Below are 24,907 nucleotides of genomic sequence, written 5' to 3' on the forward strand. Positions count from 1 at the left end.
GCAGGCCACGCAATGTCCCATCTCCTCACCATCGCCGACCTGAAGGAACTCGCCAGGCGGCGCGTGCCGACCATGTTCTTCGACTACGCCGATTCCGGCGCGTGGACCGAAGGCACCTATCGCGCCAACGAGGAGGACTTCGCCGACATCAAGCTGCGCCAGCGTGTGCTGGTTGACATGACCGACCGCTCGCTGGAAACGACAATGATCGGCGAGAAGGTATCGATGCCCGTGGCCTTGGCGCCCACCGGACTTACTGGCATGCAGCATGCAGACGGCGAGATGCTGGCCGCGCAGGCGGCCGAGGCGGCCGGCGTTCCTTTCACGCTGTCGACGATGAGCATCTGCTCGATCGAGGATGTGGCGTCGGTGACGACGAAGCCGTTCTGGTTCCAGCTCTACGTGATGCGCGACCGCGACTTCGTGCGCAATCTGATCGACCGGGCCAAGGCTGCGAATTGCTCCGCCCTCGTGCTCACCGCCGACCTGCAGATCCTCGGCCAGCGCCACAAGGACGTCCGCAACGGCCTGTCGGCCCCGCCCAAGCTGACGCTTGCCAACCTGTTCGACATGGCGCTGCGCCCGCGCTGGTGTGCTGCGATGCTGGGTACGCAGCGGCGCACTTTCCGCAACATCGTCGGCCATGCAAAGGGCGTGGGCGACTTGTCGTCCCTATCGTCCTGGACCGCCGAGCAGTTCGACCCGAAGCTTTCATGGGACGACGTCGCCTGGATCAAGGAGCATTGGGGCGGCAAGCTCATCATCAAGGGTATTCTGGACGAGGAGGATGCCCGCATGGCGACGAAGACGGGCGCCGACGCGATCATCGTCTCCAATCACGGCGGCCGCCAGCTTGACGGCGCAAGGTCTTCGATCTCGATGCTGCCGCGTATCGTCGAGGCCGTCGACGGACGGATCGAGGTTCATGTCGACGGCGGCATACGCTCCGGTCAGGATGTCCTGAAGGCCATCGCCCTTGGTGCGCAGGGCACCTATATCGGCCGCCCGTTCCTCTACGGGCTCGGGGCCATGGGCCGCGAAGGCGTGACGCTGGCACTGGAAATCATCCGCAAGGAGCTGGACATCACCATGGCACTGTGCGGCAAGCGACGCATCACCGACGTCGACGGCTCGGTACTGGCGCGCTAGGAAACGCTTCATAAGCTGACCTTGATATTCATGTTTTAGCGTGAGATATAGCGGGCAACCACGGAGGATTACTGCCATGTCGTTCGCCCGCATTCTGCTTCTGACTGCTGCTCCGCTGGCGCTATGCGCGCAGGCGCAGGCCGCCGAGCCTGCCGCCATTCTGGATACCTATGCCGACATCGCGCTGGCCGGCTACGAAGACAGTCTGAACACGGCGCAGCAGCTGGACGCCGCGATCGAGGCGCTGGCCGCCGACCCGACCGAAGGCAATCTGACGGCCGCGCGTGAAGCCTGGCTTGCCGCCCGCGTGCCTTACCAGCAGACGGAGGCGTTCCGCTTCGGCAATCCCATCGTCGACGAGTGGGAGGGCCGCGTGAATGCGTGGCCGCTCGATGAAGGCCTCATCGACTATGTCGACCCAAGCTACGGCATGGAGAGCGACACCAACCAGTTCTACGCCGTCAACATCATTGCCAACGCCTCCGTCAGCGCCGCCGGCGAGTCCGTCGACGCCTCGGAGATCACGCCGGAACTGCTCCAGTCGCTTCAGGAGATCGGCGGCATCGAGGCGAATGTCGCGACCGGCTACCACGCGATCGAGTTCCTGCTCTGGGGACAGGACCTCAACGGCACGGACGCTGGCGCCGGCGCGCGGCCTGCCGCTGATTTCGACACTGCCAATTGCAGCAACGGCAATTGCGACCGTCGCGCGGCCTACCTGGCATCTGCCTCTGACCTGCTGATCGCCGATCTCGAGGAAATGGTCGCCAACTGGCAGACGGATGGCGCGGCGCGTGCGGCCTTGACCGGGGAGTCGCCCGAAGCCGGGCTGTCCGCCATCCTCACGGGTCTCGGCTCGCTGTCCTACGGCGAGCTGGCAGGCGAGCGCATGAAGCTTGGTCTGCTGTTGCATGACCCGGAGGAGGAGCATGACTGCTTCTCCGACAACACCCACAATTCGCACTACTATGACGTGCTGGGCATCTCGAACGTCTATCACGGCAGCTACAAGCGCGTGGACGGTTCCACTGTGTCGGGTGCCTCCCTGGCCGAATTCGTGCGCGAGAAGGATGCGGCGGTCGCCGACGAGATCGAGGCTGATCTTGCAGCGACCGTGGAAGCTGCGGCCGCGCTCAAGACGCGCGCGGAAGCCGGCGAGGCTTACGACCAGATGATCGGCGAGGGCAACGAGGAGGGCAATGCGGTGGTGCAGGCCGTCATCGACGGGCTGGTCAAGCAGACCCGCTCGCTCGAACGCGTGATCGCAGCGCTTGACCTTGGCGGTGTCACCATCGAAGGTTCCGACAGCCTCGACAATCCCGACGCCGTCTTCGAATAAGGCGCGGTTCGTAACCGCGGGACCATGCCAAGCTTTTCCGCCAGGGTCCTGACCGTCGCACTGCTGCTCATGCCAGCAACCGTCGCGGCGGCGCAGTCGTCCCGCGACGACCTTTCCGAGGCCGACCGCGCACGCGTCGAGGCCGTGACACGTCCTGCGACGGATTTCTCCCGGCCGGAGCCGTTCGAGCTGATGCAGGGCGGGGCAGGCACCACCAAGCGCGTCTCCGACGCCAACGCGCTTTCTCATCCCGGTGAGAATCTCGTTTTCGAGGATGAGCAGCGTTTTCTGGTCGGCAACGGACTTTTCCGCAAGGACTGGGTCACCGCGCCGTCGTCGACCATCGCTTCGGACGGGCTGGGCCCGCTTTTCAATGCACGCGCCTGCCAGGCCTGCCACATCAAGGACGGTCGGGGCCACGCACCGTTGGAGCCGGAAGGCAATGCGACATCGCTGCTCGTTCGGTTGTCGGTGGCGCCCGACGCCGGACAGCGGGAGCGGATAGAAAAGGGATTGCAGCCGGCCGCGCCGCATCCGGTGCTGGGTTTCCAGCTTCAGGACAACGCCGCCGCCGGACTGAACCCGGAGGGCAGGATTCGCATCGACTACAGCGAGGAACTCGTAAAGCTCGAAGGCGGCGAGATCGTCGCGCTGCGCCGCCCCCAGCTTTCGATAGTGGACAGGTCTCCCGACGCCGATCTGGACGGATTGAAGATGTCGGCCCGCGTGTCACCGCCAATGAGCGGCATGGGGCTGCTGGAGGCGATCCACGACGCCGATATTCTGGCTCTTGCCGATCCGGACGACATCGATGGCGACGGTATCTCCGGACGCCCCAACATGGTCGGCGACGGCAAGGGCGGGCTGGTGCTTGGCCGGTTCGGCTGGAAGGCCGTCGAGCCGACGGTCGAGCGCCAGACCGCGCATGCCTTTGCCGGCGACATGGGGCTTTCGACGCCGATCGCGTCCGACCATTGGGGCGATTGCACCGAACGTCAGCCCGAGTGCCGGTCGCTGCCACACGGGGCGCAATCGCAATTCGGCGACGAGGAGGTACCTCGGGAGCTGCTCGATCTCGTGGTGTTCTATTCCCGCAATCTGGCAGTGCCCGTAAGACGGCAGATCGACGCGCCACAGGTTCTGGCCGGCAAGAAGGCCTTTTACGAAGCCGGCTGCGCAAGCTGTCACGTGCCGAAATTCGTGACGAGCCGCAACGCCGGGCACAAGGCGCACCGGTTCCAGCTGATCTGGCCGTACACAGACCTTTTGCTTCACGACATGGGTGAAGGGCTGGCCGACAACCGCGAGGAAGGTTTGGCGGACGGGCGCGAATGGCGCACGCCACCGCTTTGGGGCATCGGGCTCGCGCATCAGGTGAGCGCCGAAGCGGGCTTTCTCCACGATGGGCGCGCCCGATCGCTGGTGGAGGCAATCCTGTGGCATGGTGGCGAGGCCCAGACTTCTCGCGATGCTTTCGCAAAGATGGAGAAGGCTGAGCGCGACGCCCTGATCGCCTTCCTGGAGTCGTTATGAGACGCGTTATTCTCCTGATGTTCCTGCTGTTGCCCGGTTTCGCCGCGCAGGCTGCCGATGGCGCAGGGACGCGGATCGCCGATCAGTTCGCGCGACCGACCTTGCAGGCGCTGGTGGATGCGGCCGAACGCAACAGCATTGCTGTCGATGCCCTGTGCGCCGAACCCGGCGTGGAAAGGCTGGAGGCTGCGCGGGAGACTTTCGACACGCTCGTCACCGGTTTCGGCCGTGCGAGCGTTCTGCGCTTTGGACCGTTGGCGGCCGAAAGCCGGATCGAGCGCCTTTTCTTCTGGCCCGACCCGCGCGGAATCGCGCTCAGGCAGGTGCAGAGCATTCTCGCGAAGGCGGATGACACTGCTGCCCGGCAGGAAACGCTTGCCGAAAAGAGCGCTGCCTTGCAGGGTATTCCGGCGCTCGAGTTCGTGCTGTTCGGCAGTGGCTCAGAGCAGCTTGCGAGCAGCCATGGCGCGTTCCGGTGTGCCTATGCCGCCGCTATTTCCCGCAATATCGGCGTGATCGCCGAGGAAACGCTGGACGGCTGGTCGCCGGATACCGCCTTTGCCCGGTCGTTCACCGCACCGTCCGCCGATGCCGAAATCTACCGGTCGGCACAGGAAGTGGACGGCGAGATCGTCAAGGCGATGTCGACGGCGTTGCAGTTTCTCGGCGCGGCGGAACTGCGTCCGCCGCTTGGCGAAACGCCGGAAAAGGCCAATGGCCGCCGCGCCCCGCTGTGGCGTAGTGACCTGACCTTCGCTCTGGCACGGGCACGCGTTGGCGGCGTGCAGGCGCTGCTCGACGCGAGCGGCTATGCCGAAACCGTTCCGTCGGACCAGGCCTATGCGCTCGACTCGCTGCGCTTCGAGCTGAACACGGCTTCTACGCAGCTTGGCGAGATCGGGTTGCCGGCGGAAGCGGCTTTCGCCGACGAGGCGGCGCGGGGCCACATGACCGTGGCGCTGCTGGCGCTCGACCACGCGCGGGACATTGTCTCCGAGGACCTTTCGGCGGCGCTCGGGCTGACCATGGGGTTCAATGCGCTCGATGGAGATTGACCGCAGACGATTGATGGCGCTGTTCGGCGGACTTCTGGTTGCGCCGGCAAACGTTCTTGCGGCACACGAAAGCGAGCCGCTTTTCCTCGCCGCCCGCACTGAAGCCGGCCGCCACGCCATCGCGGTATTTGACAGTGGCGGCTCGGAACTTTTCTCCATCCCCGTCGATGCGCGTGGTCATTCCTTCGCGATCGATGCGCGCAACCGGATGGCGGTCGCGTTCGACCGCGCGCCCGGCACCCACGCCGTGCTTTTCGACGTCGACAATCGCAAGGACCCGCTGCCGTTGGTGGCGGCGCCCGGGCGCCATTTCTTCGGACACGGCATCTTCTCGAGCGACGGCAAGTTGCTGCTCGCCTCGGAGAACGATTATGATGGAGGCCGCGGCGTACTTGGGGTCTACGACGTTGCGGCCGGCTGCCGCCGCATCGGCGAGTTCGCGAGCGGCGGGGTCGGTCCTCACGATTTGGTGCTGATGCCGGACGGGCGCACGCTGTGCGTCGCCAATGGCGGCATCCTTACCCATCCCGATTATGACGGCATCAAGCTCAATCTCGACGAGATGACGCCGAGCCTCGCCTATGTCGACCTGCACAGTGGCGAATTGGTCGAAGAGGTCCGGCTGGCGCCCGAACTGCACCGTCTTTCGATCCGCCACCTCGTGGTCGATGCCTTCGGTGCCGTCTGGTTCGGCTGCCAGTATGAGGGCGAAGCTGCCGACAGGCCACCTCTGGTCGGGCGTCACCGGCGCGGCGAGGAGCCTGTGCTGTTTGCAGGCCCGACCGAAACCCTGCGCGCGCTCGACAACTATGTCGGCTCGCTGGCCGTGGATCTGTCCGGCGAGATCGTCGCGACTTCGTCGCCGCTCGGCGGACTGATCACCTATTGGGACGCGGCCACCGGCCGCAATCTAGGGCAGACCCCACTCGCGGACGGTTGCGGTATCGCGCCGCTGCAAGACGGCGGCATCCTTGCGACCAGCGGGCGGGGCACGATTGCAGCGGTCGACATTGCGAAAAGCCGGCTTCGATCCATCGCGGAACAGCCTGCCGTCGGCTGGGACAATCACCTGCGCCGCATCGGCTAGAGGCGCGCAGCGGCTCGCTGAAGCATGCCGAAAAGGTCGCGCGGATCGTCGGGGTCGGCGAGCATGTCGAGTTCCTCGTAGAGCCCGGTCGGCCCAACGAGGTCGCGCACGTAACGCAGGCTCGAGAAATCCTCGATGGCAAAGCCGACGGAATCGAACAGCGTGATGTCACGTTCGCCGCGCCGGCCGTCGGCGGTGCCTGCAAGGACCTGCCAGAACTCGGTGACCGGATAGTCCGCGTCGAGCTGCTGTATCTCGCCCTCGATCCGCGTCTGCGGTGTGAACTCGGTGAAGATGCTGGACCGGAGAAGAATGTCACGGTGCAGCTCGGTCTTGCCGGGGCAGTCGCCACCCACGGCGTTGATGTGCACACCCGGCCCGACCATGTTGTCGGTCAGGATCGTGGCGTTGCGCTTGTCGGCCGTGGCGGTGGTGATGATGTCGGCTCCTTCCACCGCCTCTTCGCCGCTCCGGAAGATTTCGATCTCGAAGCCGAGCGGGGAAAGATTGGCCTTGCACTTCTCGCTCGCAGCCGGATCGACGTCGTAGAGCCGCAACCGCTCGATGCCGAGCAGGGACCGGAAGGCCAGCGCCTGGAACTCGGATTGGGCGCCGTTGCCGATCAGCGCCATCGTGTGAGATCCCTTGGGCGCGAGATGGCTTGCGACCAGCGCCGAGGTCGCGGCGGTGCGCAGCGCGGTCAGCAGCGTCATTTCGGTAATCAGCATGGGGTAGCCGTTGCCGAGATCGGCAAGCACCCCGAACGCCGTCACGGTCTGGCGACCGTCGCGCGTGTTCTTCGGATGGCCGTTGACATATTTGAAGCCGTAGAGCTCGCCGTCGCTCGTAGGCATCAGCTCGATGACGCCTTCATGGCCGTAGGAACCGACACGCGGCGTCTTGTCGAACTTCTCCCAGCGCCCGAAATCATCCCGGACATAGCCCGCCAGCTCCTGGATGAAACGCTCCGTTCCCGTTTTCAGAACCAGCTTCATCATGTCTTCGACACTGACGAAGGGCACCATGTTCAGGTTTCTGGCGACAAGCCCACTCATGCTTCACCTCGTTTCCGAATGCAGTTCAGGCTCAGTAGACCGTCTCATAGGCGGCGCAGATCTCCGCCTCGCTCTTGTCGTCCAGAAAGGCCATCTCGCTGCGCTTGTGCTTGGTGTAGACGTCGACGAAGCGCGGCGTGAACCAGCTCTTGACCACGTCGTTTCCAGTGAAGCGTTCGAGCGCTTCCTGCAGCGTCGTCGGCAGCCGGCTCAATCCGCGCGCCGCGAGCTCGCTTGCCGGCAGGAGGGACAGGTCTTCCTCCGTCGCATCCGGCACGTCGAGCTCTTCCTCGATGCCCTGCACGCCGGCATTGACGATTGCTGCGAGTTGCAGATGCGGACTTGCGGTGGCGTCGGCCGCGCGGAATTCGAAGTTGAACTGCCGTGCCCTGTCGATGTCACTCATCGCCGACACCGGGCAGATGCGCACCGATGCTTCGCGGTCCTGAAGACCGAGATTGTTGTAGGCCGCACTCCAGCGATGCGGGGTGAGGCGGCCATACGAGATGACGCTCGGCGCGACCAGCGCCAGATAGCTGTCGAGATATTTCAGCAGGCCCGCGACGAACTGGCCAGCCGGCTTGCTCAGCCTGTGGCGCCCCGACGGATCGTAGGTGGCGGGCTTCCCGTCGGCGTCGAGGAAGCTCATGTGGATGTGAACGCCATTGCCAACGCCGGCCGGATCGCGCAGCGGCGTGAACGTCACCTCCTCGCCGGCCTCGACTGCCACCGCCTGGATCAGCTCGCGGAGCGTTGCCGAATGGTCCGCGCTGGTGACGCCGCGCTGCGGCCCCATCGTGACCTCATACTGGTCCGCGCCGTATTCCTTCATGATCGTGTCGGGGTCGAGGCCTGCCGCGCGCATGGCGGCAATCAGCTTTTCCGCGAAGGCGCGCCGCTGACGGAAGCCCGCCATGGTGTAGGCGGTGCCCATCGGCATCGTCTTGCCCTTGAACTGGAACTCGTGCTCGAAGGCGCTGACCAGCGTGAGCCCGGCAGCCTTTTCCAGCCGTGCCAAAGCGGCCTTGAGGATGGAGCGCGTGCAGCAATCCCATGGCGTGCCGTCGGTATGGCGGATGTCGCCGAACACGAAGTCTTCCGAAAGACCGCTTTCTTCCGACCGCACGCTGACGCGCGTGGCGGCATCGGGGATGAGCACCATGTCGCCGAGCGAGCCGAAGGGGCTTTCCGCGATGGCGTCGAAGCAGGTGATCTGAACGTTTGTCGGCGCCCAGCCGATGCCGCGCTTCAGCCGTTTCTCGAACTCCGCGGCGGGAAACCCCTTGCCGCGCACCTTGCCCGCGATATCGGTCGCGCAGGCGTAGATCACATGCTCATTCTGCATCGGGTTCCGTACCTCCCCCTTCTTTCAGTGCATCCTGCAGCGAGAAGCGGATGCGGTCCCAGGATTCGATACGCTTGCGGGTCGCCGCCCAGTCCATCTCGGAGACGCGAACGATGATCGCCTCGACGAGGGTGACGAGGCACACCTGCGTGTCCCATGCTGTTTCAAGTTCGATCGGCACGGCGAAGACGTGCCGCGCATAGCTCGCAACCGGCGACATCCACTTGTCGGTGATGGCGACGATGGTGGATTGGCGCTGCTCCGAAATGAGATGGGCGAGTTGCGCGAGCTGGGGCTGGTAGCGGCGTACGTCGAAGACAATGACGATGTCCTGCTTCCGCATGCGCAGCACATATTCGGGCCAGAGTTCGGGGTTTCCGGGCATGTGATAGATGCGGCTGCGCATCTGGCGCAGATGGATCGACAGGAGCTGGGCGATGCTGTCTGTGACGCGGCCGCCGATAATGAAAACGTTGCGACTAGGGTCGGCGATGAGCTCGCAGACCTCGTCGAACTGCCGCTGGGGCATGTTCTCCGCCATATACGTCATCTGCCGTATCAGGCGGCGGGTATAGTCGGTCAGAAGGTGCGCGCCTTCGGGCGGCGCCTCGGTGATCTTCAGCTCGATCGGCGAGAGTTCGCGCTGCTTGAGCTCGCTGATGAGCTGGCGCTGGAAATCCTGGTAGCCGGCACAGCCGATCTTGGCGATGAAGCGCGTGATCGACGGTGCACTGACGCGTGTGCGTCGCGCAAGCTCCTGAATGGTCTCCAGCCCCCCATACGGGTAGTCGGCAAGGACGACGTTGGCGATCTTGCGCTCACTTGCCGTGAGCTGCTCCATCTCCGCGTTGATCCTGTCCTTCAGGCTGCCTGTTCCGGTGCCCTCGGTCATCGGCCCTCCTCATGGCCCCTCTGTCGCCGACTATAGGCATTTCGAAAATAATTTATCAATCCGAAAATTCTGATTGACTTTGACGAACTATTTTCGTTCCAATCCCGGTCATGTGATGCCCCGACCCATGCGTGGCGGCGGCCGGGAACTTGTCGTCCCGGCCGAGGGCGAAGCCTTGGTCGAAGTGACGGGATTGAACGAAGGCGCATGCTGCAGACTGGAAATACGGATGCCAGGGCGGATGGGAAATTGCTGGGTCCAGACGATCCGGTTCCCTTCGAAATCGCCAATGGCGAAGGCGCCAGCCGTGTCGTGTTGTTGTGCGAGCATGCGGGACGACAGGTTCCTGGCAAGCTCGGCGACCTTGGCATTTCCCAGAACGAGTTCGAGCGGCATATCGCCTACGACATCGGCGCCGAGGGGGTCGCAAGAGGTCTTTCGGTGGCTCTCGACGCGCCGCTTGTCCTCCAGCGCTACAGCCGGTTGGTCGTGGATTGCAATCGAGCCTTCGACTCAGTGGACTGCATGCCGTCCACGAGCGATACGACCCTAATTCCCGGCAATCGGGCTCTTTCGAAGGTTGAGAGGCTGGCCCGGTATGAGGAAATCCACGTTCCTTTCCATAGAGAGGTTAGCCGGCTTCTGGATCGGCATGGGCGCCGGCATAGAACGGCGCTGGTGTCCGTACACAGCTTTACGCCTCGGTTGATGAAAGACGGCATAGAGCGCCCGTGGCAGATCGGCCTGCTCTACAATCGAGACGACCGTCTGGCCCGCAAGCTGATGACCGCGATTGTCGGTCTGGACGACACCGTCAACGCGGCGTTCAACGAGCCTTACACCGGCAACGACCTGACCGACTACGCCATCCCTGTGCATGGCGAGAAGCGCGGCATCGAGCATGTTCTGATCGAGATACGCAACGATCTGATTGCCGATGCGGCCGGGCAGGCGCGATGGGCGGAATTTCTGGCGGTCGCCATTCGCGCTGCCGTGTCGATCAAGGGAGAGGCTGGAAATGCAGGATAATCTGACCCGCGAGGTGCCGCTTGTGCCGGCACAGTCGGCCATCCTTTTCATCGACGTTCAGAATTTTTCCGCGCGCCGCGACGGTGGCGAGTTCAGCGACGTGCCCGCCGAAGAGATGGAAGCCCGGTACGGCTACTATTTCAACCGGCTGGACAAGATCGCGATGCCCAACATGCGCAAGCTTCAGGCGGGCTTTCGCGCCGCCGGCATCGAGGTCATGTACACGACGATCGAAAGCCTGACGCTCGACGGTCGCGACCGCAGCCTCGACTACAAGATCACCGGGTTCAACGTCCCGCGCGGATCGTGGGACGGCAAGGTGGTCGACGAGCTTGCGCCGGGCGCGGACGAGATCGTGCTGCCCAAGAGCTCGTCCAGCGTCTTCGTCTCCACGCATATCGATTACATCCTGCGCAATCTGGGGGTCCGTCAGCTCGTGCTTTGCGGGCTTTTGACCGACCAGTGCGTGGAGTCGGCGGTCCGGGACGCCTGCGACCTCGGCTACCTGGTCACGCTCGTTCCCGACGCATGCGGGACCTACACGCAGGAACGACACGATTTTTCGCTGCGCGCCATCAAGGGCTACTGCCGCCAGATCAGCACCGACGAACTGCTCGCGGAGATCGCTGGCTGAACCAATCACCATGCCCGGAGGAAGTGCCGGACCCGTCGCCGAACGAAAGAAGAAGGGGAATAGGATGGCCGACAAGGAAACCGCAATCGAGAAAGTCTGGAAGCTCCTGGACGAGGAGGCCGACTACGTCGTCAAGCTGACACAGGACATCGTCCGCATTCCCTCGGTGAACCCGCGCTTCGTGACGGACGCCGAGCAGAACCGCGAAGCAGCCGTCCAGGATCGGCTCCAGCAGGAAACCGAAGCACTCGGCTTCAAGTCCGACCGTTGGGAAGTGTTTCCCGACCGCCCGAACCTCGTCGCCGACCTTCCCGGCGACGAAGACAAGAGCCTCATCCTTTGCGGCCATGTCGATGTCGTGCCGATCGGCGAGCGGTCGGAATGGACCGTCGAGCCCTTCGGCGGGCAGATCGCCGACGGCAAGCTTTATGGCCGTGGCGCCGTCGACATGAAGAGCGGTGTCGCAGCCTGCATCGCGGCGGCGCGCGCCCTGAACAAGGCGGGCGTCGATCTTCAGGGCCGGTTGTCGATCCACACCGTCGTGGACGAAGAGGCTGGCGGCTTCGGCGCAATGGACGCGGTCGCCAAGGGCAAGCTTGCCAAGGCGGCAATCGTTGCGGAGCCGACCTGGGGCGACGTCATCCCTTCAGAGGGCGGGCTTTTCTGGACCCGCGTCACGATCAAGGGCCGGCAGGGTCACGCGGGCCTGCGTTTCAACGAGGTATGGCCGCAGCGCGATCTTCCCGGCCGCACGCTTCCGGGCGTCAACGCGGTGGAGCTCTCGACGCGCTTCCTCGCCGCACTGCGCGAGTTTGAAAGTATCCGCTGCCGCACCAGCTATCATCCGCTGGTGCCGCCCGGCCTCAACACCATCAATCCGGGTGTCATTCGTGGCGGCGCGGGCCTCGGCGAAGACGGACTGCCGATCATCCTGACCAACCCGGCCATCATACCGGACGTGGTCGTCATCGATCTCGACTACAAGTTCCTGCCGAACGAAGACCCGGCCGAGGTGAAGAAGGAATTCGAGAGCTTCGTGCATCATTTCTGCCAGCAGGATCGCTGGCTGCGCGAGCACCCGATCACCGTCGACTGGGACTATTCGGGCCTGTACTTCCCGCCGATGGATACCGACGCGAACCATCCGGTCATCCAGTCGCTCGTCACCCACAAGACAAGGCTCGGCAAGGCCCCGGTTATCAAGGGGTTCGAAGCGGTCACAGATGCCGCCCACTATGCGGGCGCCGGCGTCGCGAGCGTCATCTTCGGGCCCAGCGGCGATGGCTTCCACGGCTACGACGAATACGTGGACATCGCATCGTTGCAGGAAGCCACCAAGACCATCGCGGCCGCCATCATCGACTGGTGCGACGTCCGCTGATTGCACAACGACAACACCAAACAGGGGAAATGGACATGAACACGATACGCAAGTTGGGACTGGCATTACTGGCCGCCTCCGCGCTTTCGGTGGCGTCGGCCCAGGCGCAGGACAAGGTGGCGAAGATCGGCGTTCTCGCGCCGATGACGGGCGGCGCGGCTGCCGACGGCAATGAGATGGTCAACGGCGCACGCCTTGCCGTCGAGGAGATCAACGCCGCCGGCGGCATTGCCGGCTACACCTTCGAGGTCGTTGTCGGCGACACGCAGGACCAGGCTGCCGACACGGTGACGAGCGCATTCGAGCGCCTTGCGGGCGACCGCGATGTCAATGTGATGGTGACCGGCTACGCCAGCGGCAGCAATTTCGAGATCGAGCTGATGGCGGAGCAGGAGATGCCCTACATCATCTCGGCCAACGCCGCGCAGACGCGCGACATCATCGCGCCGAGCCCGGACGACTTCCCGACCGTCTGGTCGATCTCGCCGTCCTACGATGCCTACGAGACGGCGATGGTGCCGGTTATCCAGCAACTGCTCGATGGCGGCGCACTGGAGTTGCCGAACAAGAAGGTCGCGCTGATCTCGTCCGACAATCCCTATTCCAAGACGATCATGGAAGGGCTGCAGAAGAACTTCGAGGAAGCCGGCTGGGAAGTCACTTCGGCCGATCTTCTGCCCTTCGGCGAGATCAACGACTGGCGTGCCTTCCTCGCTGGCGTGCGCCAGGCTGCCCCGTCGATCATCATCAACACCGACTACCTGCCGGGCAATGCTGCAACCTTCATGACGCAGTTCCTGGAACAGCCGACCGACAGCCTCGTCTTCATCCAGTATGCGCCGTCGGTCCCCGAGTTCCTCGACCTGACCAAGGACCGCGCCACGGGCGTCGTCTACAACATGCTTGGCGGCGTGCTGGATACGCCGCAGAACCCGCGCGCCGCCGAAGTGGTCGGCAAGTACGAGGCCAAGTATGGCGCCGTACCCGGCGTCTATGGGCCCGCACTCTACGAGCAGGTCTACCTTTACGCCGATGCGCTCGCCAAGGTCGGCGATCCGACCGACCGGCTGGCGATCGGCCAGGCGATCGGCGAGACCGAAAAGCAGATCGCGGCCGGCATGCTGCGCTTCGATCCGGAGACCCATCTGGCCGTGCAGGGCGAAGACGCGATCCCGATCCAGTTCTTCCAGATCTGGGATGGCAAGCGCGAGCTCTTCTACCCGGCTCGGTACGCCACCGAGGAATTCCAGACCCCGCCCTGGATGAAGTAGTTCATTCGGATGCGGCCGCGCGGGAAAAACCGCGCGGCCGCGGCGCTGAATTCCCCGGGAAGGAGGAACAGGTGGCTCAATCCACGCACGAGGCCCCCTTGCTCGAAGTGCGCAATGTCGAACGGCGCTTCGGCGCGCTGGTGGCTGTCAACGATGTGTCCTTTACCGTGCCGGCGGGGCAGGTCTTCGGCATCGCCGGCCCGAACGGCAGCGGCAAGAGCACGCTCTTCAACGTCATGACGGGCATTCCGTTCGGACCGAGCGGCGGCAAGGTGCTGCTCGAAGGCCGCGAGATCCAGCATCTGCGTCCGCACGAGATCAGCCGGGCGGGCATCGCGCGCACCTTCCAGAAGGACGCCGAGTTCGCGACACTGAGCGCTTTCGAGAACGCCTATGCCGGGGCGGTCTATTGTGCGGGCCTTTCGGGCGCTCAGGCGCGCGACGAGGCAGCCAAGGCGCTGGACGATGTTGGCCTGGGCGAGGAACGGCGCGACAAGGCAGCCGGAGATCTGACGGTCTTTGAACGCAAGCAGCTCATGATCGCTTCGGCGATAGCCGGGCGGCCGCGCATCCTGCTGCTGGACGAGCCGGCTGCCGGCCTCACCCGGCCGGAGGTCAGTGCGCTGGCCGAGCTGATCCGCACCGTCAACGGCCGCGGCGTTACAGTTCTTCTGATCGAGCATGTGCTGCCGCTGCTTCTTTCGGTGTCGCAGCATCTGATGATCCTCAACCACGGTTCGGTGATCGCATCGGGCAAACCGGCCGAGGTGGTGCGCGACCCACAGGTCGTCGAGGCCTATCTGGGCAAGAGGGAGGCAGCACTTTGACGAACATTCAAAGAGCCCTCGAGGTTGAGAACCTGCGCGCCGGTTACGATGCCTTCGACGTGCTGCAGGGCATGAGCCTGCATGTCGGCGTCGGCGAGCGTGTCGGGCTGTTCGGCCCCAATGGCCACGGCAAGACCACCCTTCTCAATGCCGTTTCCAAGCTCATCCAGCCGCGGTCCGGTTCGGTGCGTTTCATGGGCGAGTCGCTGGAGGCGCGCTCCGCACAGGAGATCGTCGCCATGGGTCTCGTCCACGTGTCGCAGGCCAACCGCATGTTCCCGGACATGGAAATCATGGAGACGCTGGAGCTCGCGGCCTACACGCCGCGCGCCCGGAAGGATCGCAAGGCCAACCTGGAGCATGTTCTTGAGCTTTTCCCGCGCCTTGCGGAGCGGCGGCGGCAGGAGGCCAAGACGCTTTCGGGCGGCGAGCGTCAGATGCTCTCGATCGGCGTTGGCCTGATGTGCGCGCCGCGCATGCTGATGCTCGACGAGCCGACGCTCGGCCTCTCGCCCAAGCTCAAGGACGAACTGGCCGAGGCGATCGGCAAGATCTCGGCAGACGGGATTCCGCTGCTGCTCATTGAGCAGGACATCGCCTTCGTGCTCTCGCTGGTCGACCGGATGTACCTCATCGACCACGGAGAGATCACGCGCGAAGTCGCGCGCGGCGGCGACGTCGACCATGACGAGATCATGGACATGTATTTCGGGGGGCACGTGTCGACATGACGATGGATATGATCAGCGCAATTCTTGTCAGCGGGCTGGTGCTGGGGTCGGTCTACGCCCTCATGGCCAGCGGCCTGTCACTGGTGTGGACGACGCTCGGCATCTTCAATTTCGCCCATGGCAGCCTGATGGCGCTGGGCGCTTATTTCGCCTGGACGATGACAGACGCGGCCGGCCTGAATCTTTGGCTCGGCGCTGGCGTCGCGATCGCCGTCGCCGGCATGGTCGGCGTCGGCATCCTGATCGAGCGAACCGTCATCCGCCCCTTCTACGACGACAAGGACATCCTGCTCATCACCGTCATGACCACGCTTGCGGTGATGATCTTCCTGGAGAAGGGCATCCAGTTCATGTGGGGAGCGCGGCTGAAGCAGCTCGAACCGCTGGTGCCGGGGCAGGTGAACCTGATCGGCACGACCATTTCGGCGCAGGAGGCGTTGATCATCGTGCTGGCGCCACTGCTGCTGGGCGCGCTGTGGGCGTTCCTGCGTTATTCCAACACCGGTCGCGGCATCCGCGCGGTCGGCCAGAACCCGGCCGCAGCGAAGCTGATCGGCGTGGATGTGTCGAAGCTTTTCATTCTGACCTTCGCCCTGTCTGCCGCGCTTGCCGGCCTCACCGGCATATTGCTTGGCTCGGTGCGTTTCATCACGCCTACCTTCGGCGCGGAGCCGCTGGTCAAGGCGCTGATCATCGTCATCTTCGGCGGGCTCGGTTCGCTCAGCGGCACCATCGCCGCCGCCTATATCATCGGCGTCGTCGAGGCTGCCTTGATCTTCTTCGTCGGCATCTACTGGGCGCCTTCCATGCTCTTCGCGCTCCTCATCGCGGTACTGATGCTTCGGCCGCAGGGCCTCTTCGGAAAGACGGTGCGCTGATGCCTGTCGCCTTCAACATGAAAACGCTCGCGGTCGCCGCTGTCCTGATCCTCGGCCTTCTGGTGCCTGTATTTGTCGAGGACACCTATGTCCGCCACCTGTTCATCATAGCGTTCATCTACGCGATCGTCGCCGCGAGCTGGGATCTGAGCCTCGGCTATGCCGGCATCTTCAACTTCGGCCACGTCGCCTTCTTCGGCATCGGCGTCTACGCGACAGGCCTGTGCGCCAAGCTGCTCGGCATCGATCCGTGGATCGCGATGCTGATCGGCGGAGTGGTGGCGTCGGTGGCTGCTGCCATCGTTGCCCTGCCGGTCGTGCGATTGCAGGGCATCTATGTCGTGCTCGTCACCTTCGCCTTCAGCCAGCTCGTGCTCCAGTTCGTCATCAGCCAGTCGCAGATCACCGGCGGAACGCAGGGTCTGGTTCGCGTGCCGACGATCGAGCTGTTCGGCTATAATTTCCTGCGCGACTACAAGTTCGGCTACTACTACGTCGCCTTTGCGCTGCTGGTGATTTCGACCCTGTGCCTGCGGTTCATCACCAGGACGGATTTCGGACTGTCGATCCGCGCCTTGCGCGACAATGAGGATTATGGGCTGGCGCGCGGCATCCCAATCGGATTGCAGCGCCTGAAGGTACTGGTGGCGAGCGCATTTTTCGCTGGCATCGCGGGCGGCTTCTTCGCCATCTACCTGCGCGTCGCCTCGCCGGAGGTCTTCAACTTCTCGACCATGGCTCTCATCCTGAGCATGGTTCTGGTCGGCGGCACGTCGAGCATCTACGGCCCCGTCATCGCGGCTCTGGCGTTGACCTTCATTTCCGAAGGGCTCGCCAATGTCGATGGCCTCGCGGAAGGCCGTTTCATGCTGGTCGCTATTGCCATGGTGCTGGTGCTGCTGTTCTTCCCCAAGGGGCTCGTTTCGGTCTTCGGCAAGCGGGCCGGAAAGTCGGGCGCCTGAAGACCGGAATTTCGGAATTCCTCTGACGACAGAGCTGCCGTGCGGATCGATTTCCGCCGGCGGTGAAATCGTTTCACCCGTCGCTCTGCGCTTTCTCGCCTTCGCGTACACGAAGGCCGTTGACTTGCGTCAAAATTCAAACATATGTTTGAAACATGGAATTGAAACAGTCGTTGGGCAAATCCGAGAACACGCGCTCCCGCATCCTCGATGCGGCAGCCTCGATGTTCGCCAAGAACGGCGTGGCCAACACGACGCTGCGGGAGATCACCCGCGCGGCCAAGGTCAACATGGCCGCGGTCAACTACCATTTCGGCAGCAAGGAAGCGCTTGCCAACGCGGTGTTCCGCGATCTGGCCGAGCGCGTCAACACCAAGCGGCGCGAGGAAATCGCAAGGTGTATCGAAGCTGCTGAGGCGGCGGGCAGTCTTCCGGGCGTCGACGATCTCGTCGATATTTTCCTGGAGCCTTATGTGGGCAGGGAAGAGCCGTGGACCTCCATGCTGCTCGTGCATCTGGTCATGCTGCATCGGGTGGAGCCGACGCAGTGGACGCGTGAGATCATCGCCAGCCAGTTCGATCCGCTCGCGCGCGAATTCGTCGACGCGCTGCATCTGGCGCTGCCGGACCGCGACAAGTCGGAGCTTTACTGGCGCTATTATTTCATGCCGGGAACGGTGATCTTCGCACTCTCGGATGCACCGCGCTCGAAGCGCCTGCTCAGCCTGTCGCAGGGCGAATGCGACACGGCCCAGGCCGACGTTCTGGCCGTGCAATTGCGCCGGGTGCTCATCAACATGCTGTCGGGGCCGCCGGGCGAGCCGGTCGCGCCGGGCCTGCAGGAGGCAGGTTCGGTCCGCGTGGGAGAGGCCGACCGCAACTGAAATCACGAACCAACTCTACGGGAGGAAGACATGAGAACTATTGCTGCCGTTTCGGCAGCCGCTGTCATGGCGGCTGCAGCGTCGTGGCCACAGGGCGCGGCCGCTGATGACTTTTCGTTCACCGTTGTGGCGGGTCACCCGCCGATCACGGCCGGCGTCGCCGCAATCCGCGACTTCTTCATCCCCGAGGTGAACCGTCGTCTCGAGGAAGCGGGCGGCAACCACACAATCACCTGGAACGAAGCCTACGCCGGCGCGCTTGCCGACGTGCAGGGCGTTCTGGAAGCTGTCGAAGGCGGCGTCGGTGATTTCGGTTACGTTCCGCACCTGTTCGAAGCCGACAAGCTTCCGCTCGAGCAGATCACCTATGTCACGCCATTTGGCTCGGCGGACCTGAAGACCATGATGCGCCTCGTTCGCGACCTGCACGACGAGGTTCCCGAGATGGCGCAGGCCTGGCGGGACAACAACCAGCTCATGCTCGCCGCCGTCGGCGTCGACACCTATCACCTGGCCACGACCTTTCCGGTCGAGTCCGTCGAGGACATCAGCGGGCGCAAGCTGTCCACCGCGGGGCTGCAGACCAACTGGCTGCGCGGTACGGGCGCTGTGCCGGTCGCCGGCGCGCTGCCGGACTACTACAACGCCATCCAGACCGGTCTGACCGAAGGAACCGTGACGTTCGGGTCGGCGATGGCGCCCTACAAGTTCTTCGAGGTCGCACCGCACATCACCAAGGTGAATTTCGGCGCCCAGTCGGCATCGGCGCTCACCGTCAATCTCGATGTCTGGGAGAGCCTGCCCGACGACCTCAAGGAGATCATCCAGCAGGTTGCGATCGAATATCAGGACTACGCCGCTGACAACTACACCAACAGCGCCGAAAAGAGCCTGAACATCGCCGCCGAGGGCGGTGCCGAGATCAAGGAAGCGTCCGACGAGATGCGCGCCGGTTTCGCCAATGCCATGCCGAACATCGCGCTTGAATGGGCGAAGTCGCTCGACGATCGCGGCGTTCCCGGCACCAAGGCGCTGGAAGCCTATCTGCGCCTGTCGGAGGAAGCCGGCATCAGCTTCTCCCGCGACTGGCTGGCTGAATAGGCATCGACATGAACAAGGATCTGTTCGCGGAGGACCCCTCCGCGACGGGTTCGCCTTTGCGGCGAACCTCACCTTTGGGTCGGGTAACCGAGGCGTTTTCGGCAGTCGGAACATTGATGATCGTGGGCATCATGGTCCTCATCAATTCCGACGTGGCGATGCGCTATCTCTTGAACCAGCCGATACCCGGCGTGGCCGAGATCGTTTCAGCCTCCATCGTCACCATCATCTTCCTGCAGCTCCCCGACTGCATCCGCAGTGATCGCATGATCCGTTCCGATATGTGGATCGAGCGGCTGACCCGCCAGCGTCCCGGTGTAGCCATGGCGATGGAGATGCTCTTCAACGCCGCCGGCACGCTGATGCTCGCCCTGCTTGTCTATTACGTCTATCCCAAGGTCGCGCGCGCCTACACGGCCGGTCACACGATCGGCGTCTACGGGGTCTTTCTGGCTCCCGTCTGGCCATTCTACGCGGGCGTCCTGTTCGGTGCGGCTCTGGCGACCGTGGAATATGCGGTGAAGACCATCCATTGCATGCGGCGGCTGATCTCCGGTCCGGCCTCGGGAGGCGCAGCATGAGCAATCTTCAGATTGGCCTGATGTCGATCGTCCTCATCCTCGTCCTGATCCAGTCCGGCCTGCATGTGGCGATCGCGCTGGCTGCAGTCTCCTTTTTCAGCGTTGCGCTCATCCGCGGCAATTTCGACGTGGCGGGAACCTTTCTGTCATTGGCCGCGCTCGAAAGTGTGGCGCGCTACTCGTTCGGGGTCATTCCGCTCTTCGTCCTGATGGGACTTCTGGTCGGCATTTCTGGTTTGGGCCGCGATGTCTTCGAGGTCGCCGGGCAACTGTTCCGGAGGCTGACGGGCGGGCTCGGCATTGCCACCGTTTTCGCCAATGCGATCTTCGCCGCGGTCAACGGGACTAGCATCGCGTCGGCTTCCGTATTCACGCGCATCGCCGTGCCGGAACTTCTGCGGTCGGGTTACACGCGCCGCTTCTCCGTCGGCGTGGTTGCCGGGTCGTCGGTGCTTGGCATGCTGATTCCGCCGAGCCTGCTGCTGATCCTCTACGGCATCATCGCAGAGGTCTCGATCGGCGATCTCTTCACCGCCGGCATCCTGCCGGGCATCGTCCTTTCCCTGCTCTTCGTGGCGACGATCCTGCTTCTGGCGAAATTCAGGCCAGGCTTCGTACTGGCCAAGCCTGAGGAAGGCGCCAGAAGCCTCGTCGCCGACGATCTTTCGCCATCGCAGATGATCGGCAAATCGGCGCCGGTCGTGCTTTTGATCGTCATCGTGCTCGGCGGCATCTATGGCGGGGTCTTCACGCCGACGGAGGCGGGCGCTGTAGGCGCGCTGGCGGCACTCGTCATCAGCGTCACGCGTCGCAGCCTGGGCTGGCGGCAGTTCTGGGGGCTGCTCGTCGAAACCGGCAGGGTAACGGCGGCAATCACCTTCCTGATCGTTGCCGCTCACATGTATGCCAGGCTGCTGGCGCTTTCCGGCCTGCCCAGCCAGATGAATGCGCTGATCCAGCATTACGAGCTGGGCCTGTTCGCGGTGATGGCACTATATCTGCTGGCCATCATAGCGCTTGGCACTATTCTCGATTCGTCGTCGATCATGCTGATCGTGCTGCCGCTGATCCTGCCGGTCATGACGGCATTCCAGGTGGACCTGATCTGGTTCGGCATCCTGACCATCATCGCCGTCGAGGTCGGCCTGCTCACGCCGCCGCTTGGCATCGCCTGCTTCGTCATCAAGGCCAATCTGGAAAAGCTCGACATCCCTCTCAACGTCATCTTCGCCGGCGCGTTTCCGTTCGTCGTCGCGATGCTCGTCATGATCGGTCTGGTGCTGCTGATGCCGCAGCTTGCGACCGCTCTTCTGTAAAAATACGAAAAGGCAATTCGCATGTCGCAACGCGCATTTCGCAAGGGTGTGGAGGATCTCGGCAACGGTCTCCTCGCCTATGTCCAGCCTGATGGTTCCTGGGGCTGGAGCAACGCTGGCCTCATCACCGACGGCGACCGCAGCCTGCTGGTGGATACGCTGTTCACGCTCGATCTCACGCGGGAGATGCTCGACGCCTTCCGCGACGCCACGCCGGCAGCCAGGCATATCGACACGCTGGTCAACACCCACGCCAATGGCGATCACACCTTCGGCAATCAGCTTGTCGAGGGCGCGCGCATCGTCGCCTCGGCCGCCTGCCTCGAAGAGATGCGGGAGCGTCCGCCGGAGCAGTTTCGCGACACCATGCAACGGTGGCGCGAGAACGGCGAGGCCGGCCGCTTCATGCATGAGGTGATGGGCGCCCATTTCGATTTCTCCGGCATCGTCTTCACGCCGCCGGACACGACCTTCAGTGGCCGGACGGATGTGATGGTCGGCGACACGCAGGTGGAGCTGCACGAATTCGGCCCGGCCCACACGCGTGGCGATATCGTCGCCTACATGCCGTCGGCGAAGACGGTGTTCACCGGCGACCTGCTGTTCTCCGAGGGGCATCCCATCCTGTGGGCAGGACCGGTCGGCAACTGGATCGATGCGTGCGAGGCGATACTCGGCTGGGATGTCGACATCGTCGTGCCAGGCCACGGCCCTGTCGGCGACAAGCAGGCGCTGCGCGCAATGCGCGACTATCTCGTCTACACCCGCGACGCGGCCAAGGCGCGTTATGAGGCCGGCATGAACTATGCCGACGCGGCCTGGGACATCGCGTTCGATGCATATGACAGTTGGCTCGACCGCGAACGTGTCGTGGTCAATGTCGCGCAGATCTATCGCGAGCTCTCCGGCGGCCGCATTTCTCCCGAGCGATCCGAGCTGCAGAAACTGATGGGACGGTATCGCGCCGGCGCTCGGTCCCCGAACGAGGCCCCCGCCTGCAACTGCGGCCACGACCACTAGGTGCATCGATGATCGAGCTTCTCAACAACGCCTATTCGACCTGCAGTCAGAAGGTGCGCCTGTGCCTTCACGAGAAGGGACTGCCCTTCACGGATACGCAGATCGACTTCCGCAAGAACGAGCATCTGGCGCCGGACTACCTCGCGCTCAACCCGAACGGTGTCGTGCCGACCCTCGTCCATGACGGGCAACCCATCCTCGATTCATCGGTCATCATGGAGTATCTCGATGAGGTATACCCGCAGGTGCCGCTGTCGCCTGACGGTCCGGTCGGTCGCGCCGACATGCGGGCTTGGCTGCGCTATTTCGAGGAAGTGCCGACGGCGGCGATCCGGGTGCCGTCGTTCTCACAGGTCTTCGTGCGCCACTTCGCCGACCTGACGGACGAGCAGTTCGGTGCCGAAGCCAAGGCGCGGCCTCTGCGCACTCACTTCTACCAGAAGATGGGCCGCACAGGTTTCTCAGACCAGGAGGTCGAGGCGTCCTTCAATGCGCTCGCGCAGACGATCGCGCGCATGCAAAAGCGGCTTGCCGGCAATGTATGGCTTTGCGGCGACGCGCTGACGCTCGCCGACATCTGCGTCTATCCGACCTTCGATCGCATGGCCGATCTCGGCCACGCGGCGATGTGGTCGGAGGCCTCTGACGTTGGTCGCTGGTTCGCCGCCATGCGCGCGCGGCCAGCTAACGCGGCAACCTATTACCAGGGAAGCCGCCTCTCACACCGTTATCCCGAATTGCAGGACGTGGCGCTATGAAGCTGGTTACCTTCAATCTCCCCGGTGAAGAACGCCAGCGCATCGGCGCGGTGCTCGATGAAAGCGGAGCCGTCTGCGAATTTGCCGCGTCAGCCGCTCCTCATTTCGGCTCCATGCTTGCGCTGATCGACGCTGGCGAGCGTGGGCTCGAGGAAGCTCGGGGGGTACTTTCGAAGCGGGAAAACGTTCACGAAGCCGGTGCAGTGCGCCTGCTCGCACCCGTCCCCGAACCTCGCCAGATGCGCGACGCCTTGTGCTTCGAAAAGCACCTCCGGCAGGCGCGCGCCAACCGCCACCTCTTCGGCTTCGAAGGGTTTCCGCGCGATCCGGCCAAGGTCGACGTGCCGGCGGTCTGGTACGAGCAGCCGATCTACTACAAGGCAAACCGCTTCTCGGTCGTGGGACCAGAGGTGGACGTGATCGTGCCCCGCGGCGAGACGCGCTTCGACTACGAACTTGAACTCGGCGTGTTCCTCTCACGCAAGGGCAAGGACATCCGCCCCGAGGACGCGTACGACCACATTTTCGGCTACTGCATCTTCAATGACTTCACCGCCCGTACCGCGCAGCTTCGCGAAATGACGGGCCAGCTCGGCCCGGCGAAGGGCAAGGATTTCGATACCGGCAATGCGATGGGTCCTTGGCTCGTCACGGCCGACGAGATCGAAGACCCGCACAATCTGACGATGGTCGCGCGGATCAACGGCGAGGAGTGGTCGCGCGGCAACTCCGGCGAAATGCACCACAAGTTTCCTGCCGTGCTGGCGCACATATCGAGCGATGAGACGCTTTATGCCGGCGAATTCATCGGTTCGGGAACCGTCGGCAGCGGTTGCGGGCTAGAGCTCGGCCGGTTTCTGAAGCATGGAGACTTGGTCGAACTCGAGATCGAGGGGTTGGGCATCCTCAGAAACAGGGTGGTCGATCGCAGCGCCGGAGTCTGACGTCTGCCGGCCTGCCAGGTAATCAGGACAACCGCGGGGCCAACGGATCGGCTACCGCGATGCCCTCGCGGGCCGAACGCTGCGCAGCCATGCCCATGGCCACGGCGCGCCAGCCGTCATCCAGCGTCACCTCGACACGACCCTCGCCCCGCAGCGCCGCGCAGAAACGCTGGTGCTGGTAGAAGGTCGAGCCGTTGTGGTCGCCTGCTTCCAGCAGAGTAGGGTCGACTGGCAATTCGAACGTGTAGGGCGTGTCAGGCCGGCGGGGGCTAACCGTAACCAGCGGCACAGGGGCAGGCCCGGCCTGCGGCGGCCAGAAGCGGGTTGGTCCGGGTACCAGGCATTCGATCTTGCCTCCCGCGCCCACCGCGCAAATCTCCTCCTGATAGCGGCTGCCATCCGCGAACATGCACAATTCCAGCATCGCGCGTGCGCCGCTTGCGAAGTCGACCAGCACATAGCCGTTGTCCCATATGTCCGGCACGTCGTCGCCATAGCGCTCGTCGAGATGGTTCACCGCCTGCCCGGCGGACGCCATTACCCGCACCGGCTCGGAGCGCAGGATGAGACGCATCAGGTCAAAAAAATGGCAGCATTTTTCGACGAAGGTTCCGCCCGAGGTCCGGTTGAACCGGTTCCAGGCACCCACCTTCTCCAGGAAAGGATAGCGGTGTTCCCGGATCGTCAGCATGCGGATGCCGCCGGTCGCAGTCTCAGCCTCGGCGATGAACTTGGCCACCGGCGGCATGTAGCGGTACTCCATCGCGACCCACACGGGCGCCGGATAGCTGGTGGCGAAAGCCCGCATGGCTTCGGCCTCGTCCTGATCGATAAAGAGCGGCTTTTCGACCATCAGCGGCAGCGCCCTCGTTGCGGCGATCTCACGCAACTGTGCCGAATGCAAATGGTTGGGGCTTGCAATGAGCACGCAGTCGAGTTCCGGACGAGCGAGCAGTTCCGGCAGCGAGCTGACAAGCACTGCCTTGGGTGCGAGCGAGGCGGCGACGGCGCGCATTGCCGCATCCGGCTCGAAAATCGCAACCACGTCGGCATCCGGCAGCAGCGCGATGTTGCGCAGATGCTCTCGCCCCATCATGCCGCATCCGACGACGCCGTATGAGATATGCCGGCCCAT

Annotated in this window: 24 protein-coding genes; 20 read left to right on the forward strand and 4 right to left on the reverse strand. The window is 63.8% G+C overall.

The genetic code is table 11. The annotated features are described in order from the left end of the window. Positions 1–12: 12 nt before the first annotated feature. The 5 genes from ACVJNE_RS08220 (at position 13) to ACVJNE_RS08240 (ending at position 6,163) form a co-directional block, all read left to right on the forward strand. A complete protein-coding gene (locus tag ACVJNE_RS08220; protein WP_499564564.1) occupies positions 13–1,149 on the forward strand; it encodes an alpha-hydroxy acid oxidase in 1,137 nt (378 codons plus the stop codon). 76 nt (positions 1,150–1,225) lie between these two features. Further along, a complete protein-coding gene (locus ACVJNE_RS08225; RefSeq protein WP_499564566.1) occupies positions 1,226–2,488 on the forward strand; it encodes an imelysin family protein in 1,263 nt (420 codons plus the stop codon). Between the two features lie 24 nt (positions 2,489–2,512). Continuing rightward, positions 2,513–4,021 (forward strand): di-heme oxidoreductase family protein, encoded by a 1,509-nt coding sequence (locus tag ACVJNE_RS08230; RefSeq protein WP_499564568.1) that lies wholly within the window; start codon positions 2,513–2,515, stop codon positions 4,019–4,021. Then, entirely contained in the window at positions 4,018–5,076 is a 1,059-nt protein-coding gene (locus ACVJNE_RS08235) for an imelysin family protein (RefSeq protein WP_499564570.1), read from the forward strand. The genes ACVJNE_RS08230 and ACVJNE_RS08235 overlap by 4 nt, the downstream gene beginning before the upstream one ends. A 13-nt stretch (positions 5,077–5,089) precedes the next feature. Next, positions 5,090–6,163 (forward strand): DUF1513 domain-containing protein, encoded by a 1,074-nt coding sequence (locus tag ACVJNE_RS08240; protein WP_499564572.1) that lies wholly within the window; start codon positions 5,090–5,092, stop codon positions 6,161–6,163. On the opposite strand, the gene ocd is transcribed toward ACVJNE_RS08240, so the two are convergent. From ocd to ACVJNE_RS08255, 3 genes are read right to left on the reverse strand one after another with little or no spacing between them, the layout of a single operon-like run. Next, positions 6,160–7,218: an ornithine cyclodeaminase gene (gene ocd, locus ACVJNE_RS08245; protein ID WP_499564574.1), complete on the reverse strand. Its 1,059-nt coding sequence runs from the start codon at positions 7,216–7,218 to the stop codon at positions 6,160–6,162. The genes ACVJNE_RS08240 and ocd overlap by 4 nt on opposite strands. A gap of 31 nt (positions 7,219–7,249) precedes the next feature. Next, the gene (locus ACVJNE_RS08250) at positions 7,250–8,563 is read right to left on the reverse strand and encodes a glutamine synthetase family protein (protein ID WP_499564576.1); all 1,314 of its coding nucleotides are present in this window, start codon (positions 8,561–8,563) and stop codon (positions 7,250–7,252) included. Then, positions 8,553–9,455, reverse strand: coding sequence for a MurR/RpiR family transcriptional regulator (locus ACVJNE_RS08255; protein WP_499564578.1), 903 nt, complete (start codon positions 9,453–9,455; stop codon positions 8,553–8,555). The genes ACVJNE_RS08250 and ACVJNE_RS08255 overlap by 11 nt, the downstream gene beginning before the upstream one ends. 207 nt (positions 9,456–9,662) lie before the next feature. On the opposite strand from ACVJNE_RS08255, the gene ACVJNE_RS08260 reads away from it, so the two are divergent. From ACVJNE_RS08260 to ACVJNE_RS08330, 15 genes are all read left to right on the forward strand, one after another. Further along, positions 9,663–10,484: an N-formylglutamate amidohydrolase gene (locus tag ACVJNE_RS08260; protein WP_499564580.1), complete on the forward strand. Its 822-nt coding sequence runs from the start codon at positions 9,663–9,665 to the stop codon at positions 10,482–10,484. Next, on the forward strand, positions 10,474–11,118 hold the full coding sequence (locus ACVJNE_RS08265) for a cysteine hydrolase family protein (protein ID WP_444727034.1): 645 nt from the start codon (positions 10,474–10,476) through the stop codon (positions 11,116–11,118). Before ACVJNE_RS08260 ends, ACVJNE_RS08265 begins: the two co-directional genes overlap by 11 nt. Positions 11,119–11,182: 64 nt before the next feature. Continuing rightward, complete coding sequence (locus ACVJNE_RS08270; RefSeq protein WP_368801601.1) at positions 11,183–12,499, forward strand: M20 family metallopeptidase; 1,317 nt, start codon at positions 11,183–11,185, stop codon at positions 12,497–12,499. Positions 12,500–12,534: 35 nt separating this feature from the next. Then, complete coding sequence (locus tag ACVJNE_RS08275) at positions 12,535–13,770, forward strand: ABC transporter substrate-binding protein (protein WP_499564582.1); 1,236 nt, start codon at positions 12,535–12,537, stop codon at positions 13,768–13,770. Between the two features lie 71 nt (positions 13,771–13,841). Continuing rightward, positions 13,842–14,597 carry an ABC transporter ATP-binding protein gene (locus ACVJNE_RS08280; RefSeq protein ID WP_173188233.1) on the forward strand — a complete coding sequence of 252 codons (756 nt, stop codon included), beginning with the start codon at positions 13,842–13,844 and terminating at the stop codon, positions 14,595–14,597. Next, a complete protein-coding gene (locus tag ACVJNE_RS08285) occupies positions 14,594–15,328 on the forward strand; it encodes an ABC transporter ATP-binding protein (protein ID WP_499564584.1) in 735 nt (244 codons plus the stop codon). Before ACVJNE_RS08280 ends, ACVJNE_RS08285 begins: the two co-directional genes overlap by 4 nt. A 2-nt stretch (positions 15,329–15,330) precedes the next feature. Then, entirely contained in the window at positions 15,331–16,206 is an 876-nt protein-coding gene (locus tag ACVJNE_RS08290; protein ID WP_499564586.1) for a branched-chain amino acid ABC transporter permease, read from the forward strand. After that, positions 16,206–17,168, forward strand: a complete 963-nt coding sequence (locus ACVJNE_RS08295) for a branched-chain amino acid ABC transporter permease (RefSeq protein WP_499564588.1) — start codon at positions 16,206–16,208, stop codon at positions 17,166–17,168. Before ACVJNE_RS08290 ends, ACVJNE_RS08295 begins: the two co-directional genes overlap by 1 nt. Before the next feature lie 161 nt (positions 17,169–17,329). Next, a complete protein-coding gene (locus ACVJNE_RS08300; protein WP_499564590.1) occupies positions 17,330–18,052 on the forward strand; it encodes a TetR/AcrR family transcriptional regulator in 723 nt (240 codons plus the stop codon). Positions 18,053–18,082: 30 nt separating this feature from the next. Beyond that, positions 18,083–19,153 (forward strand): C4-dicarboxylate TRAP transporter substrate-binding protein, encoded by a 1,071-nt coding sequence (locus tag ACVJNE_RS08305; RefSeq protein ID WP_499564592.1) that lies wholly within the window; start codon positions 18,083–18,085, stop codon positions 19,151–19,153. 8 nt (positions 19,154–19,161) lie between these two features. Continuing rightward, positions 19,162–19,734 carry a TRAP transporter small permease gene (locus ACVJNE_RS08310; RefSeq protein ID WP_499564594.1) on the forward strand — a complete coding sequence of 191 codons (573 nt, stop codon included), beginning with the start codon at positions 19,162–19,164 and terminating at the stop codon, positions 19,732–19,734. Then, positions 19,731–21,050: a TRAP transporter large permease gene (locus ACVJNE_RS08315; protein ID WP_499564596.1), complete on the forward strand. Its 1,320-nt coding sequence runs from the start codon at positions 19,731–19,733 to the stop codon at positions 21,048–21,050. Before ACVJNE_RS08310 ends, ACVJNE_RS08315 begins: the two co-directional genes overlap by 4 nt. Positions 21,051–21,071: 21 nt before the next feature. Then, positions 21,072–22,070 carry an MBL fold metallo-hydrolase gene (locus ACVJNE_RS08320; protein WP_499564598.1) on the forward strand — a complete coding sequence of 333 codons (999 nt, stop codon included), beginning with the start codon at positions 21,072–21,074 and terminating at the stop codon, positions 22,068–22,070. Between the two features lie 8 nt (positions 22,071–22,078). Continuing rightward, a complete protein-coding gene (locus ACVJNE_RS08325; RefSeq protein WP_499564600.1) occupies positions 22,079–22,828 on the forward strand; it encodes a glutathione S-transferase family protein in 750 nt (249 codons plus the stop codon). Continuing rightward, a complete protein-coding gene (locus ACVJNE_RS08330) occupies positions 22,825–23,772 on the forward strand; it encodes a fumarylacetoacetate hydrolase family protein (protein WP_499564602.1) in 948 nt (315 codons plus the stop codon). Before ACVJNE_RS08325 ends, ACVJNE_RS08330 begins: the two co-directional genes overlap by 4 nt. Positions 23,773–23,794: 22 nt before the next feature. Here ACVJNE_RS08330 and ACVJNE_RS08335 read toward each other — a convergent pair whose 3' ends face one another. Continuing rightward, positions 23,795–24,907: a Gfo/Idh/MocA family protein gene (locus ACVJNE_RS08335; RefSeq protein WP_499564604.1), complete on the reverse strand. Its 1,113-nt coding sequence runs from the start codon at positions 24,905–24,907 to the stop codon at positions 23,795–23,797.

The organism is Mesorhizobium sp. DxT (assembly GCF_058448885.1).